The 17,902-nt window shown below is 67.6% G+C and carries 15 protein-coding genes and 2 pseudogenes; 3 read left to right on the forward strand and 14 right to left on the reverse strand.

The window, feature by feature from the left end; genetic code table 11:
* Positions 1-42: 42 nt before the first annotated feature.
* Genes truB through IPG97_12675 form a run of 7 tightly spaced genes read right to left on the reverse strand, consistent with a single transcriptional unit; the run spans position 43 to position 6,803 of the window.
* The gene (gene truB, locus IPG97_12645; GenBank protein MBK6857360.1) at positions 43-942 is read right to left on the reverse strand and encodes a tRNA pseudouridine(55) synthase TruB; all 900 of its coding nucleotides are present in this window, start codon (positions 940-942) and stop codon (positions 43-45) included.
* Positions 939-1,352 carry a 30S ribosome-binding factor RbfA gene (gene rbfA / locus IPG97_12650; protein ID MBK6857361.1) on the reverse strand — a complete coding sequence of 138 codons (414 nt, stop codon included), beginning with the start codon at positions 1,350-1,352 and terminating at the stop codon, positions 939-941. The genes truB and rbfA overlap by 4 nt, the downstream gene beginning before the upstream one ends.
* A complete protein-coding gene (locus IPG97_12655) occupies positions 1,349-1,642 on the reverse strand; it encodes a DUF503 domain-containing protein (GenBank protein ID MBK6857362.1) in 294 nt (97 codons plus the stop codon). Before IPG97_12655 ends, rbfA begins: the two co-directional genes overlap by 4 nt.
* A gap of 47 nt (positions 1,643-1,689) precedes the next feature.
* Positions 1,690-4,758, reverse strand: coding sequence for a translation initiation factor IF-2 (infB, locus tag IPG97_12660; protein MBK6857363.1), 3,069 nt, complete (start codon positions 4,756-4,758; stop codon positions 1,690-1,692).
* Complete coding sequence (locus IPG97_12665) at positions 4,644-4,952, reverse strand: YlxR family protein (GenBank protein ID MBK6857364.1); 309 nt, start codon at positions 4,950-4,952, stop codon at positions 4,644-4,646. Before IPG97_12665 ends, infB begins: the two co-directional genes overlap by 115 nt.
* The gene (nusA, locus tag IPG97_12670) at positions 4,906-6,231 is read right to left on the reverse strand and encodes a transcription termination/antitermination protein NusA (protein ID MBK6857365.1); all 1,326 of its coding nucleotides are present in this window, start codon (positions 6,229-6,231) and stop codon (positions 4,906-4,908) included. The genes IPG97_12665 and nusA overlap by 47 nt, the downstream gene beginning before the upstream one ends.
* On the reverse strand, positions 6,228-6,803 hold the full coding sequence (locus IPG97_12675; GenBank protein ID MBK6857366.1) for a ribosome maturation factor RimP: 576 nt from the start codon (positions 6,801-6,803) through the stop codon (positions 6,228-6,230). Before IPG97_12675 ends, nusA begins: the two co-directional genes overlap by 4 nt.
* A 199-nt stretch (positions 6,804-7,002) precedes the next feature.
* Between IPG97_12675 and purU the strand changes: the two genes are divergently transcribed.
* Complete coding sequence (gene purU / locus IPG97_12680; protein MBK6857367.1) at positions 7,003-7,860, forward strand: formyltetrahydrofolate deformylase; 858 nt, start codon at positions 7,003-7,005, stop codon at positions 7,858-7,860.
* A gap of 25 nt (positions 7,861-7,885) precedes the next feature.
* Here purU and IPG97_12685 read toward each other — a convergent pair.
* A pseudogene (locus IPG97_12685) lies at positions 7,886-9,219 on the reverse strand (proline--tRNA ligase).
* 218 nt (positions 9,220-9,437) lie between these two features.
* On the reverse strand, positions 9,438-10,052 hold the full coding sequence (gene maf, locus IPG97_12690; protein MBK6857368.1) for a septum formation inhibitor Maf: 615 nt from the start codon (positions 10,050-10,052) through the stop codon (positions 9,438-9,440).
* On the opposite strand from maf, the gene IPG97_12695 reads away from it, so the two are divergent.
* Complete coding sequence (locus tag IPG97_12695) at positions 10,051-10,596, forward strand: hypothetical protein (protein MBK6857369.1); 546 nt, start codon at positions 10,051-10,053, stop codon at positions 10,594-10,596. The two genes, maf and IPG97_12695, sit on opposite strands and share 2 nt — an antisense overlap.
* Positions 10,597-10,799: 203 nt before the next feature.
* Entirely contained in the window at positions 10,800-12,395 is a 1,596-nt protein-coding gene (locus tag IPG97_12700) for a serine protease (GenBank protein MBK6857370.1), read from the forward strand.
* Positions 12,396-12,576: 181 nt separating this feature from the next.
* Here the strand turns inward: IPG97_12700 and ispG are convergent, their stop codons facing one another.
* The 5 genes and pseudogenes from ispG to IPG97_12725 all read right to left on the reverse strand — a co-directional run bounded on the left by ispG (position 12,577) and on the right by IPG97_12725 (position 17,871).
* Positions 12,577-13,821 (reverse strand): flavodoxin-dependent (E)-4-hydroxy-3-methylbut-2-enyl-diphosphate synthase, encoded by a 1,245-nt coding sequence (ispG, locus tag IPG97_12705; protein ID MBK6857371.1) that lies wholly within the window; start codon positions 13,819-13,821, stop codon positions 12,577-12,579.
* Positions 13,818-14,525, reverse strand: a complete 708-nt coding sequence (locus tag IPG97_12710; GenBank protein MBK6857372.1) for a site-2 protease family protein — start codon at positions 14,523-14,525, stop codon at positions 13,818-13,820. Before IPG97_12710 ends, ispG begins: the two co-directional genes overlap by 4 nt.
* Positions 14,526-14,610: 85 nt before the next feature.
* Positions 14,611-15,435, reverse strand: a complete 825-nt coding sequence (locus IPG97_12715; protein MBK6857373.1) for a site-2 protease family protein — start codon at positions 15,433-15,435, stop codon at positions 14,611-14,613.
* Positions 15,432-16,633, reverse strand: a pseudogene (locus tag IPG97_12720) (1-deoxy-D-xylulose-5-phosphate reductoisomerase). The gene IPG97_12715 and the pseudogene IPG97_12720 overlap by 4 nt, the downstream one beginning before the upstream one ends.
* Positions 16,630-17,871 (reverse strand): phosphatidate cytidylyltransferase, encoded by a 1,242-nt coding sequence (locus IPG97_12725; GenBank protein MBK6857374.1) that lies wholly within the window; start codon positions 17,869-17,871, stop codon positions 16,630-16,632. Before IPG97_12725 ends, IPG97_12720 begins: the two are co-directional and overlap by 4 nt.
* Positions 17,872-17,902 lie beyond the last annotated feature (31 nt).

The following is a 17,902-nucleotide window of genomic DNA, read 5'->3' on the forward strand; positions in this document are numbered from 1 at the left end:
GACGACCATCACGCCCGAGAGGCCGACCGCCCCGAACATGGATCAGCGGGCGGCCACCACCACTGCCGGTTTGACGGTGTCGCCTCGGAACTTCTCATAGACGGCCAACAGCTCACCCTCGGCATCGGTCACAGCCCATGGCCCTTCACCCTCGGCGCCGATGGCGGATCGGTCCAGGACCTTGCCCACCCCCACCGCCTCTGCCATATCGGCGTCCGCCGGCAGGATCGCCAGGTGTCGAACTGCTTCGGCCATGGGCCGCACTGCTTCCGGGCCGACCTGCTCGAGTGGTACGGCGTCTTCCAGCGTGAACGGGCCAACCGAGGTGCGCCGCAGGTTGTTCAGATGAGCGCCCCCACCGAGGGCGTGGCCGAGGTCGGCGGCCAGGGTGCGTATGTAGGTGCCAGACGAGCAATGGACGTCGATGGTGGCCACCGGCGGGTACCCGACGGGTCCCGACAGGACCTCCAGGGAATGGATCGTGACCGGGCGCGGGGTGCGTTCGACCTCAATACCCTGTCGGGCCAGTTCGTGGAGGCGCTTTCCGTCCACCTTGACCGCCGACACCATGGGTGGGATCTGGTGGATTTCGCCCACGAAGCTCGCAGCCGCGTCGGCCACGGCGCGGGGAGTGAGGCCGCTCATTTGGTGGGTGGCAACCACGTCACCTGAGGCATCCAGCGTGGATGTCTCGGCGCCGAACACCACATCGCCCACGTAGGACTTTCCCAGTGGGGACAAGAACCGCAACAGCTTGGTGGCTCGGCCCACCCCGAGCAGCAACACGCCAGTGGCATCGGGGTCGAGGGTGCCGGCGTGACCGACCTTGCGGGTGCCGAGAAGGCCCCGGCTCTTCGCCACCACGTCGTGGCTGGTCCAACCAGCGGGCTTGTCGACCACCACCAGCCCGTTGGGGCCGGCATCGGCACGGCGGGGGCTCAAGATGCGGGCGGAACGGCCGGGCCCGTTGGGTCTCCCGGATCTGCGGTCTCGACGGCCTGGAGGCCCCGGAGGACGTCTTCGATCCTCAGGGCGTTGCGTATCACCGTGTCGGTCTCGAAACGCAGTTCTGGGGTGCGCTTCACCTTGGCTTGACGCCCGACCGCGGCCTGGAGCCGAGGCCGCAGCTCACTGAACGCGGCCTGGATGGTCTCCTCGGCTTCCTCGCCGAGACCATGGTCGTAGTGGACGACGGCACGGGCCAGATCCCCGTCGACCACCACTGAGGTGACGGTGACCAGCTCCAAGCGTTCGTCGTCGATGCGCTCCAGCTCCTCGGCCACGATCTCCTTGACCAGGCTGTTGAGCCGGGCGGTCCGCGGGTAGTCGCGTGATGGAGTGCGCTTCTTCATTCTTCCTCCTCCAGCCACCCCCGCCGGGAGGTGACTACCTCCACCTCGGGAAACGACCAGACGAATCGATCCACGGCATCGAGAATCTCCCGAGCCTGCTTCTCGCTGGACGCCACCGTGGCGAAGCCCAGCTCGCTGCGACGCCAGTCGTCCTGATGACCGACCTCAGAGGCTGCCACCCGGTGACGGCGCCGGGCTCCTTCGAGCACAGGAGTGATCACCGACCGCTTCGCTTTCAGCGAGTCGGCGTGGGGCAGCCGGAGATCGACGATGAGGACACAGGCGAACACGGCTGGGTCAGTGTACCGACCCCGGTCCGGAGCATGTCACGGTTGGGTCAGACCCGGGGGATCTCGCGCTCGTCGAAGGTCTCGATGACGTCGCCGGGCTTGAGGTCCTGGAAGTCGGTGAGGCCGATGCCGCACTCGAAGCCCTGTTTGACCTCACGCACGTCGTGCTTGAAGCGGCGGAGCGAGGCGATGGCACCCTTCCAGATGATGGTTCCCTCACGCAGGAAGCGAACCTTGGAGCCGCGGGTGATCTCGCCGTTGGTGACGTAGCAGCCGGCGATCTTGCCGACCTTGGGCACGCTGAAGATCTCGCGTACCTCGGCTTCGCCGGTGACCACCTCTTCGAACTCGGGTGCGAGCATGCCGACCATGGCAGCTTCTATGTCCTCGATGAGGTGGTAGATCACCTCATAGGTACGGATCTCCACGTCTTCGTTGTCGGCCAGTTCTCGGACCTGCCGGTCGGGGCGAACGTTGAAGCCGATGATCGTGGCGTTGGACGCCATGGCCAACTCGATGTCGCTCTTGAGGATGCCACCCACGCCCTGACGGACGAAGGCGAGCTTGACGTCGTCTCGTTCCAGCTTCTTGAGGCTTCCGACCACCGCTTCGAGCGAACCGGTGACGTCGGCCTTGACGATGAGGTTGAGCGTGGCGACCTCGCCAGCCTGGATCTGGCTGAAGATGTCTTCCAGCTTGGCGCCACCGTGCACCACCGACGCCGAGCCGGAGATGCTGGCCACCCGCTGGTAGTGCTCGCGCTGCTCGGCGACCTTGGCGGCGGTGCGTTCATCCGGCGCCACCACGAAGTCGTCGCCGGCGTCGGCCACGTCGGACAGACCGAGAACCTGGACCGGTGTGGACGGTCCCGCTTCCTTGACCTGCTCGCCCTTGTCGTTGATCAGGGCACGGACCCGGCCCCAGGCCGCACCCGCGACCAGGGGGTCGCCGACCTTGAGCGTCCCGCGCTGCACGAGGATGGTGGCCACCGGTCCACGACCGACGTCGAGGTGGGCTTCGAGGACCACACCACGGGCCCGGCCGGCGGGGTTGGAACGAAGGTCTTCGAGCTCGGCCACCACCAGCAGGTTGTCGAGCAGTTCGTCTATGCCGATGCCCTGGAGAGCCGAGATCTGGCAGACGATGGTGTCGCCACCCCAAGCCTCGGGCACCAGATCGCGCTCGGCCAGCTGGGCCAAGACCTTGTCTGGGTCGGCGTTGTCGCGGTCGATCTTGTTGACCGCCACCACGATCGGCACGTCGGCGGCCCGAGCGTGGTCGATCGCCTCCAACGTCTGGGGCATGACGCCGTCATCTGCGGCCACCACCAGCACCACGATGTCGGTGGCATCGGCACCACGGGCCCGCATGGCGGTGAACGCCTCGTGACCGGGGGTGTCGATGAAGGTGATGGGACGGCCGTCCTTGACCACCTGGTAGGCACCGATGTGCTGGGTGATGCCACCGGCCTCACCGGCCTGAACGTTGGCGTTGCGGATGCGGTCGAGCAGCTTGGTCTTGCCGTGGTCGACGTGACCCATGACGGTGATGACCGGGGCGCGGGTGATGGCGTCCTCGTCGTCGTCGTCCATGAGCTCTTCGACACCGAGGCGGGCCTGAAGCTCTACCTCCTGCTCCTCGCCGGGGTTGACCAGGCGGATCTCGGCGCCGATCTCAGCGGCGAACAGCTCGATCATGTCGTCTGACAACGACTGGGTGGCCGTGACCATCTCTCCCTGCTGGAGCAGGAAGCGCACCACGTCGGCGGCGGTGCGGTTCAGCTTGGGACCCAGGTCTTGGGGGGTGGAAGCCCGTTCCACCACGATCTCTCCCTCGGGGACCGGGGAGTTGTCTGGGGTGTAGGACGGGAGGTCCATGGGTTGCAGCTCTTCACGGCTGCGACGGCGACGGCCCTTGCGACGCGGGGGTCGACGACCAGCGGGACCGCCGGGACGGCCGCCAGGGCCACCACCGGGTCCACCGCCAGGTCCACCACCGGGCCGACCTTGGCCGACACCGGCGCCGGGAACCGAGGCGCGGGGGCCACCAGCGGGACGGGGGGCTCCGGGGCGGGCCGCACCGGGGGCACCGGATCGGACTCCTGGGGCCCCGGGACCACCGGGTCCCGCGGGTCGGGCCGCAGCGCGACCACCCATGCCGGGGGGTGGCGGGATCGGCTTGCCGCTCATCGACCGGGGCGGCGGCGGCGGTGGGATGGGCTTGCCCGAGGACGACACTGGAGGTCCGGCGGGACCGGCATCGGGGCCGGGTACGGGTCGAGGCCGGGGTACCGGCGGTTGCGGTGCACGGGCCGCGGGCGCGGCGGGAGCCGCCGGCGCGGCCGGGGCCGGACGGGCCGGGGCCTCTTCTCGGGGCGGAGCGGGGCGGGGCGGCATCTGCGCCCCGCTGGAACGCACGACGGGCCGGTCGGCGGGAACAGCGGGGGCCGGGCGAGGCTCAGCCGAGCGCGGCTCAGCCGGAGCCTCGGGGGCCGGCGTCGGGGCCACCTCGGCGGCCTCAGGGGCCGGCGGGGCGACAGGCTCGGTCGGAGCGGTCGCCACCTCCGGCGCAGGCGCGGGCGGGGCGTCGGGGGTCTGCTCGGCCTCAGCCACCACCGGGGCGGCGGGCTGCGCGTCCTCAGCGCCAGCGGGGCTTTCGTCGGCCTTGTTGGCCGCCTTCTTGGTGGGCTTCTTGGCCGGAGCCGGCTCTTCGGGCTGCTGATCTCTGACCAAACCCTCACGCTCGGCCTTGCGGCGGACGCGGTCGGCCTGCGCCTCTTCGATGCCCGACGAGTGGGTCTTGACCCCGATGCCGAGGTCGAGAGCCAGGTCGAGGGTCTCTTTGTTGGTGAGACCGAGCTCTTTGGCGAGCTCGTGGACGCGGATCTTTGCTGCCAAAGTGGGTTCGCCAGCCCTTCTGTTCAGTGCGTGCGGCGGTGTGCCCCGGTGGGCACGGTTTCCTAGTCTCGCGCAGCCGGGGTGCCGGGCACGAAGTGGGTTCGTCAGTCGGGGGCTCCGCCGACGAGGTTTTGGTGGAGCGCGTCGATCGCGGAGCGGTCGACCCTGGTCTTGAACGCCCGGTCGAAGCCACCTCGGCGGGCGGCTGTGTCCGGACATGTGGTGGAGCCCGGGCAGAGCCAGGCCCCTCGACCCGCCAGCGTACGGCCCGGGGTCAGAGTTCCGTCGGCGCTCAGTACCACCCGGACCAACTCGGTGGCTGGTCGGGTGGTCCTACAACCGACGCAGGTACGCAGCGGTACCCGGTCACTGCTCGTCGGTCGACTCCGGGTCGGTCGAATCGTCGACGGCATCGGACTCTTCGCCGTTCTCGGCGACGAGCTCGACATCGGATGGTTCGCCGTCTCCGGCCTGGTCGACGACATCGCCGCTGAAGTCACCCTCGGAATCGGTCGACTCGGCGGGCTGTTCGTTGGGCGATTCGGCCGATTCGGCATCGGTCGATGCCTCGGCATCGCCGGTGGGGTCGCCATGGGCCCATTCCTCGGCCGACACAGCTTCGCCACCATCGGCGGGCACCCAAACCTGCTCGCCGGATTCGGGGTCTATGACCCATTCGCCCTGCGCCCAGTCGTCGGTGCGGTAGGCCTCTTCCTCGGCCAGTTGGGTCTCACTCTTGATGTCGACGCGCCATCCGGTGAGCCGGGCGGCCAGGCGAGCGTTCTGACCCTCCTTGCCGATGGCCAGCGAGAGCTGGTAGTCGGGAACGATCACCTCGGCGGTGCCGGTGTCCTCGTGGATCCTGACCTCTTTGACCTTGGCGGGCTGGAGGGCCTTGGCCACGAAGTCGGGCAGGTCCTCGGAGAACGGGACGATGTCGATCTTCTCGCCTCGGAGTTCGTTGACCACCATACGAACACGGGCGCCGCGTGCCCCCACGCACGCCCCCACCGGGTCGACGTTGGAGTCGTTGGACCACACCGCGATCTTGGTGCGATGCCCGGGTTCACGGGCACAGGCCTTGATCTCCACGATGCCATCGGCGATCTCGGGGACCTCGAGGTCGAACAGCCGCTTGATGAGACCGGGGTGGGTACGGCTGACCACGATCTGGGGGCCCTTGGCCGTCTTGCGGACCTCGACGATGTAGGCCTTGAGGCGGCTGTTGGCCTCGGGGCGCTCGTAGGGAACCTGCTCGGCCTGGGGCAGCAGGGCCTCAACCCGACCGAGATCGAGGAGGGTGTAGCGGGCGTCGGTCTGTTGGATGATGCCGGTGACGATGTCTCCCTCGCGCCCGGCGTACTCGTCGTACTTCATCTCCCGGTCGACCTCGCGCAGGCGCTGCATCATGACCTGCTTGAAGGTCTGCGCGGCGATGCGGCCCAGCGTGTCCTTGTCTGGCGTGACGTCCAGCTCGGGGCCGTAGGGGTTGCCGTCTTCGTCCAGTTCCTGGGCGGTGACGCGCATGTCTCCGGTAACGGGGTCGATGGTGGCCCACGAGTACTCATACGCGTCGGGCAGACGCTTGTAGGCCGATTCCAGGGCGTCGGCCAGGGCACCCATGAGGGTCTCGGGTGTGATGCCCTTCTCGGTGGCCAGGGCCCGCAGGGCCTCCATCATGTCGTCGTTCATGACTTCGCTGCCTTCTTCTCGGTGGAGGACTTTTCGTTGCTTGATGTCTTGGGCTTCCTGGGTCCCGCCTTGGTGCCCGCCGCCTTCTTGGCCCCGCCGACGGGTTTACCGGGCTTGGGTGCCGGTCCCCAGTCGAAGACGGTGCGCACTCGTTCGATCTCCGTGTAAGAGATGGTGCGGGCCTCATCGGTGCCATCGGGGCAGACCGTGAACCCGTCGGCGTCGGCCGAACTGAGCACGCCCTTGACCCGACGGTCTCCAGGCACACCTGCCCGCGTCTTCACCGTGACGGTGGACCCGATGGCTCGCTCGAAGTGTTCGGGCGTGCGCAACGGCCGCTCCAGCCCGGGGCTCGACACCTCGAGCGTGTACTCGCCGGCGATGGGGTCGGCCTCGTCGAGCAATCGGGACACGGCCCGGGTCACGGTGGCGATGGTGTCCAGTCCCACTCCGTCTGGTCGGTCCAGGGTGATGCGCAGCACGCCCCCGGTCATCTCCACGTCGTAGATCTCGGCACCGGCCGCAGCCACCGAAGGGGCCACCAGCTCGCGGACGCGCGCAACGGTGTCCATGGGGCTCTCCTCTCTGTGACCGACCCGCAAACGGGTCCCGACAAACAAGAAGCGTGGGCCAAGGCCCACGCCCTGCCACCCGGAGGTGGACGTCGCCAGCATAGCCGCCACAACCCCGGTGGCGCCCGTCACGATTCGAAGTGGCTGCCCGTAGCCCCCCGGGTAGACCGATGCGTGCCTCGCGGGTAGAAGTTTGGCCATGGCGTCAGCCGTTCTGCTCCTGTCGTGCCCCGATCGCCGCGGGATCGTGGCCGCGGTGGCCAACTTCCTGCTCGAACACGGCGGCAACATGCTCCACGCCGATCAGCACGTAGACACCGTAGACGGGGTGTTCTTCCAGCGCGTCGAGTTCGACCTCGACGGCTTCGGCCTGGGCCGCCACGAGATCGAGGACGCCTTCGGAGCGGCGGTGGCGGGCCCGTTCAAGATGGATGCAACGATCCGCTTCTCCGAGGACAGGCCCGCGATGGCGATCCTGGCCTCCCGCCAACCCCATTGCCTGGCCGACCTGTTGATGCGGTGGTCGGCCGGAGAGCTCCCGGCCGACCTGCGGGTTGTGATCTCGAACCACGCCGACCACACCGATCTGTGTGCGGGACTTGGGGTCCCCTACCTCCACCTCCCGGTGGGTCCCGGACCCGAAGCCAAGCTGTACCAGGAGGCGCAGGTACTAGCCGCCCTCACCGACCACGGCATCGAATTGGTCGTCCTGGCCCGCTACATGCAGATCCTCTCACCGGCTTTCGTCGCCGCCCACCCGAACCGGATCATCAACATCCACCATTCGTTCCTGCCCGCGTTCGTCGGCGCCAACCCGTACCGGCAGGCCCACGACCGGGGGGTCAAGGTGATCGGCGCCACCGCCCACTACGCCACCGATGACCTCGACGAGGGCCCGATCATCGACCAGGAGACCACCCGAGTCACCCACCGTGACGACGTGGCCCGCCTCACCCGAGCGGGCCGGGATCTCGAGACCACCGTTCTGGCCCGAGCCGTTCTGGCCCACCTCGAACACCGGGTCCTGGTATACGGACACCGCACCCTCGTCTTCTGACCCGCTTCCGCACTCCCTTGCGGACTCAGTAGGCGCGGGCCACTACTGCCACCACTTCGGGGTCGTCCTCGGCCTCGGGCACCGAGCCGTCGGGAAGTTGCAGGCAGCGGACGGTCACCGCGGTCTCGGCCAGCACCGCCTCCCCCGCCTCACCCAAGGTGGCCCATGGGATGCGGGCGAAGCCGGTCTGGGCCGCATCTCGGGCTTCGTCGATGGTGGCGACGTCGACCGTGTTGTCGTCACGGCGGCGGGTGGCGTCGGCCAGCATCGCGGCCTGGATCAGCTCCAGCATCCCCGGCACGGCCACGGCCAGGTCGGCGAGGCGGGCCTGCTGCTTCTCGTTGGTGTCCCGCCGGACCAAGGTCACCTCGCCGTTCTCCAGGTCCCGAGGGCCGACCTCGATCCGCACCGGGACACCCTTGAGCTCCCAGTCGGTGGCCCGCCGCCCGAACGACGTGTCGGTGCGGTCATCGACACGGACCCGTACCCCTCGATCGGTGAGGGTTTCGGAGATCCTCGACACTGCCGCCAGCACCGCGGGATCGTCACGGATGGCCAGCACCACCACCTGGATCGAGGCCAGGCGAGGCGGGACCCGCAGCCCGGCGTCGTCGCCGTGACCCATGATCAGGCCACCCATCATGCGGGTGGACACCCCCCACGAGGTGGTCCACGCCGTCTGCTGCACACCTTCGGAATCCTGAAACGTGATGTCGAAGACCTTGGCGAAGTTCTGACCCAGCTCGTGGCTGGTCCCCATCTGGAGGGCCTTTCCGTCGCCCATCATCGCCTCACAGGCCAGGGTGTTGGTGGCGCCGGCGAAGCGTTCCTGACGGGTCTTGCGCCCCACCAGCACCGGCAGCGCCAGCACCTCCACCATGAAATCCCGGTACACGTCGTGCAGGATCCGCAGCGCGTAGGCGGCAGCGTCGGCCTGGGTGGCATGCGCGGTGTGTCCCTCCTGCCACAAGAACTCGCTGGTACGCAGGAAGATCCGGGTCCGAAGCTCCCAGCGCACCACGTTGGCCCACTGGTTCAACAACAGCGGCAGGTCACGGTGGCTCTGCACCCACTTGGCCATGAACTCACCGATGACCGTCTCGCTGGTAGGGCGAACCACCACCGGCTCCTCCAACTCCTTGCCCCCGGCGTGGTGACCACCGCCAGCTCGGGGCTGAAACCCTCTACGTGCTCGGCCTCGCGGGTCAGGTAGCTCTGGGGGATGAACAGCGGGAAGTAGGCGTTCTCGGCGCCGGCCGCTTTGATGCGCCGGTCGACCTCGGCCTGCATCCGCTCCCACAGCCCGTAGGCGTAGGGCCGGATGACCATGGTGCCCCGCACCGGCCCGTTGTCGGCCATCTCGGCCTTGGCCAGAACATCCTGGTACCAGCGGGGGAAGTCGTCAGCCTGGGGGAGTGAGAACGGGAGCCTTGGCCATGGACGCCGAGCGTAATGGCCCCCTCGTCGCCTCCTCGTCGCCACTTCCGCAGCGGGCGACGTCTGCTTCCCTGCATCTCGCATCGAGGGTCAGAGGCGTGAACCTCGATCGTGGTGTGCCACACAGGCGACCGTGACGCTCAGTCGTCGGGCTGGGCCCACAGCTCGGTAATGGAGCGGCCGAACTCGGCCAGCAGGTCGCGCAGGGTTGGCAGGCTGAGCCCCACCACGTTGGTGTGATCGCCCATCACTCCATCGATGAAAGGGGCAGACCGGCCGTCGAGGGTGAACGACCCAGCTACCACCAGCGGCTCACCCGTGGCGACGTAGGCGTCGACCTCGGCGTCGGTCATGGGACCGAAGTGGACGGTGGTGGCCGCCACCCTTCCCGCGGCCTGGCCCGAGGCGGTGTCGATTAGGTGATGTCCGGTGTAGAGGGTGCCCTCCCGGCCCCTCATTGCCCGGATCCGTTCGGCGGCCTCGCCCGGCCCCGACGGCTTTCCCCACACCCGACCCTCGATCTCGAACATGGAGTCGCATCCGAGCACCAGGGCATCGTGGACCCGGGTGGCCACCTCCTCGGCCTTGGCCCGGGCCAGGGCGCCGACTAGTTCGGTGATCGGAGTCTCGCCGATCACCGAACTCACCTCGTCTTCGTCGACCCGGCTCACCACCACCAACGGTTCGATGCCTGCTGCCCTCAGCAGGGACAGGCGGGCCGGTGAGGCCGAGGCCAGGACGAGGGTTGAGGTCATGGCCACAATCTTGACCGGCGCGTTCGCCCGCTTTGAGCCATACCGCCACGCAACCGGTCTCGACGTCGGCCACAATGGCCGGGTGACCGAGGAGCATCAGCCCGCCGCACACTCCGGCGCACAACCGCCGCAGTCACCGATCGAGGAGCCATACGGGGTGCGGGCCGAACTGGCCGAACGCCTCGAGGTGCTTCGTGATGCCGCCATCGAAGCTGAGTACGCCACCGGCAAACGCGAAGCCACCGAAGAACTGGCAAAGCGCCACGTGCTGATCCGGTTGGCCACCATCGTCGTCGGTTTCGTGGTGCTGACCGGCGGCTTGGCCATGCTGGTACTGCCCGGCCCCGGGGTGGTCGGCGTGGTGGCGGGCTTGGGCATACTGGCCCGGGAGCTGCCGTGGGCGGCCCGGATGGTTGAGTATGTCAAGCGCAAGGCTCGCTACGAGGACATCCAGGCCCAACCCATGTGGCTCCAGGCGTCGCTGGGGCTGTTGGCGCTCACCACCATGGCCGGCTCGCTGGTGTACTTCACCGTCATCCGCTGACTCGGTCGGCCGATGACGTCGCCGCGCTCGCGCATCGGGCCTCGGCCAGACGAGTAGTGATACCGAAACGGGGACTCACTTCGTGAGGTGATCGTCACCTCGCTCTCGGTGGTCGTAGGCAAGGCCATTTGGGTGTGGTACACCATGGCCAACCCAGTCAGTCGTTCCCGGATCCACGGGAACGGGAACGAAAGTGGTGCAGCATGCGGGCACGGAAGTACTTCACCGTGGGGGTGGTGACCCTCGGGTTGCTCGCCTCTGCCTGTGGTAGCAGCGGCGGTGGCGACGCCAAGAAGGATGACGCCAAGGGAGGCGACAAGCAATCGACCTCCTCCGGTGCTGTCGACAGTGTCGAAGATGTACAGACCGCGGTGGTCCAGATCATCGCGGCGGGATCCTTCGTGGAACCCTCCGAATCCATCGCCGTCAGCGAGACCTATGAGGGCAAGAGCAGCGGCACCGGGTTCATCATCGACCCGTCGGGCATCGTCGTAACCAACAACCACGTGGTCACCGGCAACGCCAGCCTCGAGGTGTACGTCGACGGCAAGGACAAGCCGGTCAGCGCCAAGGTCCTCGGTGTGTCCGAGTGCAGCGACTTGGCCGTGATCGACCTGGAAGGCGACGGCTACCCGTTCCTGGCCTGGTCCGACAAGGACCCCAAGGTCGGCCTCGAGGTGCGGGCCGCCGGCTTCCCCCTCGGTGACCCCGAGTTCACCATGACCAACGGCATCATCTCCAAGGCCGAAGCCGCCGGAGACACCAACTGGGCATCGGTGGACAGCGTCGTCGAGCACGACGCCAACATCCAGCCCGGTAACTCCGGTGGTCCCCTGGTCGACGCGGCCACCGGCAAGGTCGTGGCCGTCAACTACGCCGGTGGCGACGTAGGCGGCACCGGGACTTCGCAGTTCTTCGCCATCTCCAACGTGCTGGCCGAACCGCTCGTGGAAAAGCTCCAGAAGGGCGACGTCGACTCGCTTGGCGTGAACGGGCGGGCGATCTACGACGAGGAATCGGGTCTGTCGGGCATCTGGGTGTCGGGCGTGGACACCAACAGCCCCGCCGGTGAGCTGGGCCTCCAGGGCGGCGACATCATCGAGAAGATCGAAGGCCTGTCAATGGGCGCCGACGGCACCATGGCCGATTACTGCAAGGTGCTGCGGTCCCGCAACGCCGACGACAAGCTGGCCGTCCAGGTCCTGCGCTTCGATGAAGACGTCCGCATGCGGGGAGAGTTCAACGGCGACGAGTTGGAGCCCATCGAGTCGCTGGGAACCGCGGTCGAAGAGGAGACCGGACCACTCCAGACCGGTGGCGCCTACTCCGGCTTCACCCGGGTGTCAGACGACTCTGGTGCCATCAGCGTAGAGGTGCCCAACGAGTGGACCTCGATCGACGGGGCTCCGGTCACCCTCGAGGACGGCAGCACCTGGGCCAACGTGACCGCATCCACCAACGTGCAGGGATACAACGACACCTGGAACACCCCTGGTGTGTCGATCACCGCAGCACCTGGTTCAGCGGTAGACGCTGATCCGACCACGGTTCTGAACCTGTTCTCAGAGGGTGCTCTCGGTGCTTGCACCAACGACGGCCAACAGCCCTACGACGACGGGCTCTACACCGGCACCGTTCAGTACTTCAGCAACTGCGGTGGTAGCGGTGCATCGGCGGTGTACCTGGCGGCCAAGCCAGCCGACGGGTCCTTCATGGTCCTGGTCCAGGTCCAGATGGTCACAGAGGCCGATCTGGCCGCCCTCGACCAGATCGTGGCCACCTTCATCGTGACCGTCTGAGTCACGCGGGCCGGCCCAGGCCGGCAGCCAGCTCCCTCGGGGGCGGAGTCTTCGGACCCGCCCCCGAGGCGCGTCACAGCCCGGGTTCAGACGATCGGCCCGAACCTTCGACACAGAGCGGACAGGTCACTCCCAAGTCGGCTCATGTCGCGAACCGCGGCCGGGACCGCCCGTCGAGACGTCAGTTCTCGGCCAGGTGACGGCGGATCAGCTCGACCGTCTGTTCACTGTGGTTGGCATCGGCGCCCTTGTCGTCGAGCAGCGCGGCCCGATCGGCGTCAGCCTCGGCTTGAGCCTTGGCATCTGCGTGGGTGAGCGCCCCTTCGATGCCTTCGTCATTGATGCGGTTGGCCCACTCGACCAAGGCCTCGACCATCGCTCCCTCGGGCACCACCTTGACCACTTGGCCCTTTACGAACAGGTGACCCTTCTGACGACCGGCGGCAATACCCAGATCAGCATCTCTAGCCTCTCCCGGCCCGTTCACCACGCAACCCATGACCGCCACCTGGATGGGGATCTTGAGCTCCTCCAACGCCACCTGGGCATCGTTGGCCACCTGGATCACATCTACCTCGGCCCGACCACACGAGGGACATGCGATCAAGTCCAGGCCCTTGCGTTCGCGCAAACCCATGGCTTCGAGCAACTGGCGCCCCGCCTTGGCCTCCTCCACCGGATCCGCGGTGAGCGAATAGCGGATGGTGTCGCCGATGCCCTCGGCCAATAGCGCCGCAATCCCGGCGGTGGCCTTGATCAGGCCCGCCGGTGGAGGTCCGGCCTCGGTGACCCCGAGGTGCAGAGGGTGGTCGGTGACTTCCGATAGCTGCCGGTAGGCCTCGATCATGAGCGGCACGCTGGACGCCTTGACCGAGATCTTCACCTGGTCGAAGCCGACCTCAGCGAAGTAGGCCAGCTCCATCTGTGCCGACTCCACCATGGCCTCGGGGGTGACCCGGCCGCCGTACTTGCGGTAGAGCGACTCGTCGAGTGAGCCGCCGTTGACCCCGATGCGAATCGGCACGCCACGATCTCGAGCTTCACTGGCGATCAGCTTTATGTGTTCAGGTCGGCGGATGTTGCCAGGGTTGAGGCGCAGGCAATGAACGCCAGCCTCCAACGCGGCCAGCGCCATCCGATGGCTGTTGTGCACATCGGCCACGATCGGCACCGGAGCCCGGGGCACGATGTGGGCCAGACCGGCGGCAGCATCGGCGTCGTTGCACGTGCAGCGCACGATGTCTGCCCCGGCTCCGTAGAGGGCGTAGATCTGTTGGAGAGTGCCCTCCACATCGGCCGTCTTGGTGGTGGTCATGGACTGCACCGACACCGGGGCGCCACCCCCGACCGTTACCGGATGAGACCGATGGTTCAACAACAACGCCCGGGTGGGGCGACGTTCAGCTACAGCAGCCGTCTCGTTCATCGGGCTACCAACGGGTTGGCGATGTCGAGGTAGATGGTGGACACGAACAGCATCCCCATGAGCACCACCACCGCATAGGTGAACGGGATGAGCCGACCTACGTCGGCCAGGTAGCGGCGACGGCGCAGTCGGACCTCTTGGATCCGTTCGTACACAGCGATGGCCACATGGCCACCATCGAAGGGAAGCAGGGGCACCAGGTTGAACACGCCGATGAACACGTTGATCATGGCGAACAACACGATCAGAGCGCCCGGATCGATCGCAGCCATGTCCGAGCCGATCGACACCAGCCCGTAGATCGACAAGAGCCGGTTCTCGCCCGAAGCGGATACCTCGCTGTCGTCGACCAGCCTGGTGGTGTTCTCTGTGACCGGGGCCGACGACTGGCGCTCCTCCTCCACCACCGCGGCCCGATCGGTGCGGGCGCCGGTCACCTGACCGGCGAAGTCAGAGATTCCGCTGGGGGTGAAGAACTGGCCCAGAGCTGCCACCGAGGTGACGGTCAGGTCGAAGAACTCCCGGGGCGCCGCCACAAGGCCCTCGACCACGCCGAGCCGTTCTGGCTCTGGCATCTCCCGACCGATGCCCACATATCCAGGCGATCCGGCCAGGGCCAAGGTATCCACCTCCATCGATGTGGTCCTGACCACCTCGTCTCGTTCATAGGTGACCTCGACGGGACCAGAGACCCCGGCCAGCATCTCCTCCAGCAACTGAGGGGTGGTGGCCTTGCTGAGCAGGTTGCCGTCTATGCGAACGATCTGATCGCCGGTTTGAAGGCCGGCTTCACGCGGGCTGACTCCCCTCGTGGACCCGTTCTGCCAGCCAGGTCATGAACGGTTCGAGGGTGACCGGAACCTCATGGCTTTGACCATCGCGCTCATAGACCACCGGGACGGTCTTGCCCTTCAACGGTTCGACCACCTCTCGTAGGTGGGTGAAGTCGGCGATCTCGTGACCGTCGATGACCGTGATTCGGTCACCGGGCTGGATCCCGGCCGCTTCGGCGCCGGATCCCTCCACCACGCCACTCACCCGCCAAGACGCCGCCTGTTCGGCACCGTCGAGGGTGCCGGCCGGCTGGCCGACCACCACCAGGGCCACATAGATCAGCACCGTGGCCAACATGAAATGCATGGTCGACCCGGCCACCGCCACCCCCACACGAGGCCAGAACCCCTTCTGCCGGTAGGTCCGGTCCTCGTCGGCGGGGTCGACAGGCTCGATGTTGTGCATCCCGATGATCTTCACGTACGCACCTGCCGGTATGGCCTTGATGCCGTACTCGACCTCGCCGCGCCGGGTGGACCAGATCCGAGGTCCGAAACCCAAGAAGAACTCGGTGACCTTCATGCCCGCTCGGCGGGCCATGACGAAGTGGCCCAACTCGTGCAAGAAGATCATGAGCACCAAGGCCAAGACCACCACCAGCGTCCACGGGCTTGAAACCCCGAGCAGGACCAATGCCCCAATCAGGCCGGCCAGACGGAGACCGGCAAATCGCACCCCGACGGAGCTTCGACGGGAGGAGCCGGGGTGACCAGCACCCACGGCGACATCCGACTCGGTGTGCGCCTCGGCGGCGGGAATGTGGTTCTCGAGCTCGGTCATGGTCCCGTGGCGGTCGACGGCGGATCAGCCATAAGGGTACGGGCAACCGAGCGGGCCTGGGCATCGGCCTCTACGACATCTTCCACCGTTGCCAACGGGCGCCCATCGTGGCGGTCCAGCACCGCGGCGCACACCCCGGCTATGTCCACCCAACCGATCGCACCGGACAGGAACGCCGCCACCGCCTCCTCGTTGGCGGCGTTCAACCAAGCTGGCGCCGAACCCCCGGCCCTACCGGCGGCGTAGGCCAGACTCAGGCAGGGAAACGCGTCCAGGTCAGGGGGTTCGAAGTCCAGGCGAGCCAAGCTGGTCCAGTCGATGTCACCAAACGGTGTGCCCAGCCGATCGGGCCAGGCCAGGGCGTAACCGATGGGTAGGCGCATGTCGGGCATGGATAGCTGAGCGATCGTGGAGCCGTCGGTGTAGGTCACCATCGAATGGACCACCGACTGGGGATGAACCACGACATCGATCTGATCGAAGCCGATGCCCACGCCGTGGACGCCGGCTGGGACGCCGAACAGCTCGTGGGCTTCGATCACCTCCAAGCCCTTGTTCATGAGCGTCGACGAGTCCACGGTGATCTTGGGACCCATCGACCACGTCGGATGGGCCAAGGCGTCGTCGATGGTCACCCCGGCCAGGTCGGAGGCGCTGCGACCCCGGAACGGGCCACCACTGGCGGTGAGGACCAGGCGGTGCACCCGGGCCGGACCGGTCTCGTCGCGGGATCGGAGGCACTGGTGGATGGCCCCGTGCTCGCTGTCTACCGGGACCAGCTCGGCCCCTGGGGTCAGCCGGGCCTCCTGCACCACCGGACCACCGGCGATGAGCGACTCCTTGTTGGCCAGGGCCAAGCGCCGCCCGGCCTCCAGCGCGGCCAAGGTCACCCGGAGCCCGGCGAAACCGACCACCCCGTTGACGCAGACCTCGGCCTCGGCCCCGAGGCTGGCCAGGCCGTCCTCACCGGCACGCACCTCGATGCCGGGAGACGAGCCGACAGCTCTGACACGCCAGCCGGATCGGCCACCGCCACCACCCTCGGATGGAACCGCTGGGCCTGGTCGATCACCTCGTCCAGTCGACGGCCGCTGGCCCCCAGCGCCACCACCTCGAACCGATCGGACTCGGCCTCTACGACCTCGAGCGTCTGCGTGCCGATCGACCCGGTGGACCCGACCAGAGAGACAGTGGTCACCCTGCGAGGGAGACGGTGAGCCAGTACATCACCGGCACCACGAACAACATCCCGTCGATGCGGTCCAAGGCCCCGCCGTGGCCGGGGAGAAGACCCGACATGTCCTTGACCCCGAGATCACGTTTGAGCAGCGACTGGCACAGGTCACCCAGCGGCGCCGCCACTGCGGCCCCGATTCCGAGCAGGATGCCGGGCCCGGCGCCGGTCTCGACACCCCATCCAAGAATGGCTACGCAGATCAACGTCACCGCGAAGGCCGCGCCCATGCCTCCCAGAAGCCCTTCGAGGGTCTTGTTGGGGCTGGCTGCCGACAACGGCCGGTGGCCCATGGCTCGCCCGACGAACAAGCCTCCGACGTCGTAGGCCACCGTGGCCAGCAGGGCGACCAGCAACAACCAGCGCCCGTCCTCGGGGATGGCGAGCATGGCCGCTGCCGTGGCCCCCAGGCCACCGATCCAGGCGATTCCCAGCAGGGTTGCCCCCGACCCTTCGAGCACGCGGGGATCAGACCCGCCCGCACCCACCAGGTACCAGGGGTTCGCCGGCCGTACCCGGCTCGGGGAAATCGCTGGCCTCGGCGTTCCAGTCCTCGTCGCCAGCCCTCTCCCGGGCCCGTCGTCGTAGCTGTCCACCGATGCGCTCCAGTCGTCGTCCGATGCAACTGCTGTCTCACCCGCCTCCGAGCGTCGCTCCTCCACCCGAGCCTCCAGGTCGTCGAAGTCGACTGGTCGGTCGTCTCCACCCAGGGCGCCCATCTTGACCTGCTCGCTGTCGGTGGCGAGCCGTTCCATGAAGCCGTCGTCCTCCCAGGCATCGTCTGCGTCTCGCCAACGAGGAGTGGATGTGGCGAACGACGACCAGGCGTCGAGGTCCTCACCGTCTTCGGAAAAGGGCGAATCGTCGCCGATGAGCACCGCCGGCACCTCCCCGGTGGGGGGTTCGGTCCAGTGGGGCATGTCGACCGGTCCGGTGACCGGATCAGGAGCGGGCTGGATCGGTGGGCGCTCGATGCGGGTCGGGTCCGAACTGGCGTCTAGGGGGAAGCGCAGCGACGGCCGGGGCCCGACCGGCGGGGAAGCGGGACGATCGCCGTAACGCTTCTGGTTGTCTCCCCGCCTCTCCGCCACGTCGCCCCGCTCCATGGCCTCGGCCGCCTCGTCGGCGCCGATGATCCGCACCCCCTCACCAGGTTCGGTAGGTGGGGTGTCATCTGAGTGGGGCCTGCGCTGGTCGTCCATCGTCTCTCCTGTAGCCCGGGGCGGCGGTGGC

It is taken from the genome of Microthrixaceae bacterium, assembly GCA_016702505.1.
Lineage (GTDB): Bacteria > Actinomycetota > Acidimicrobiia > Acidimicrobiales > Iamiaceae > Aquihabitans.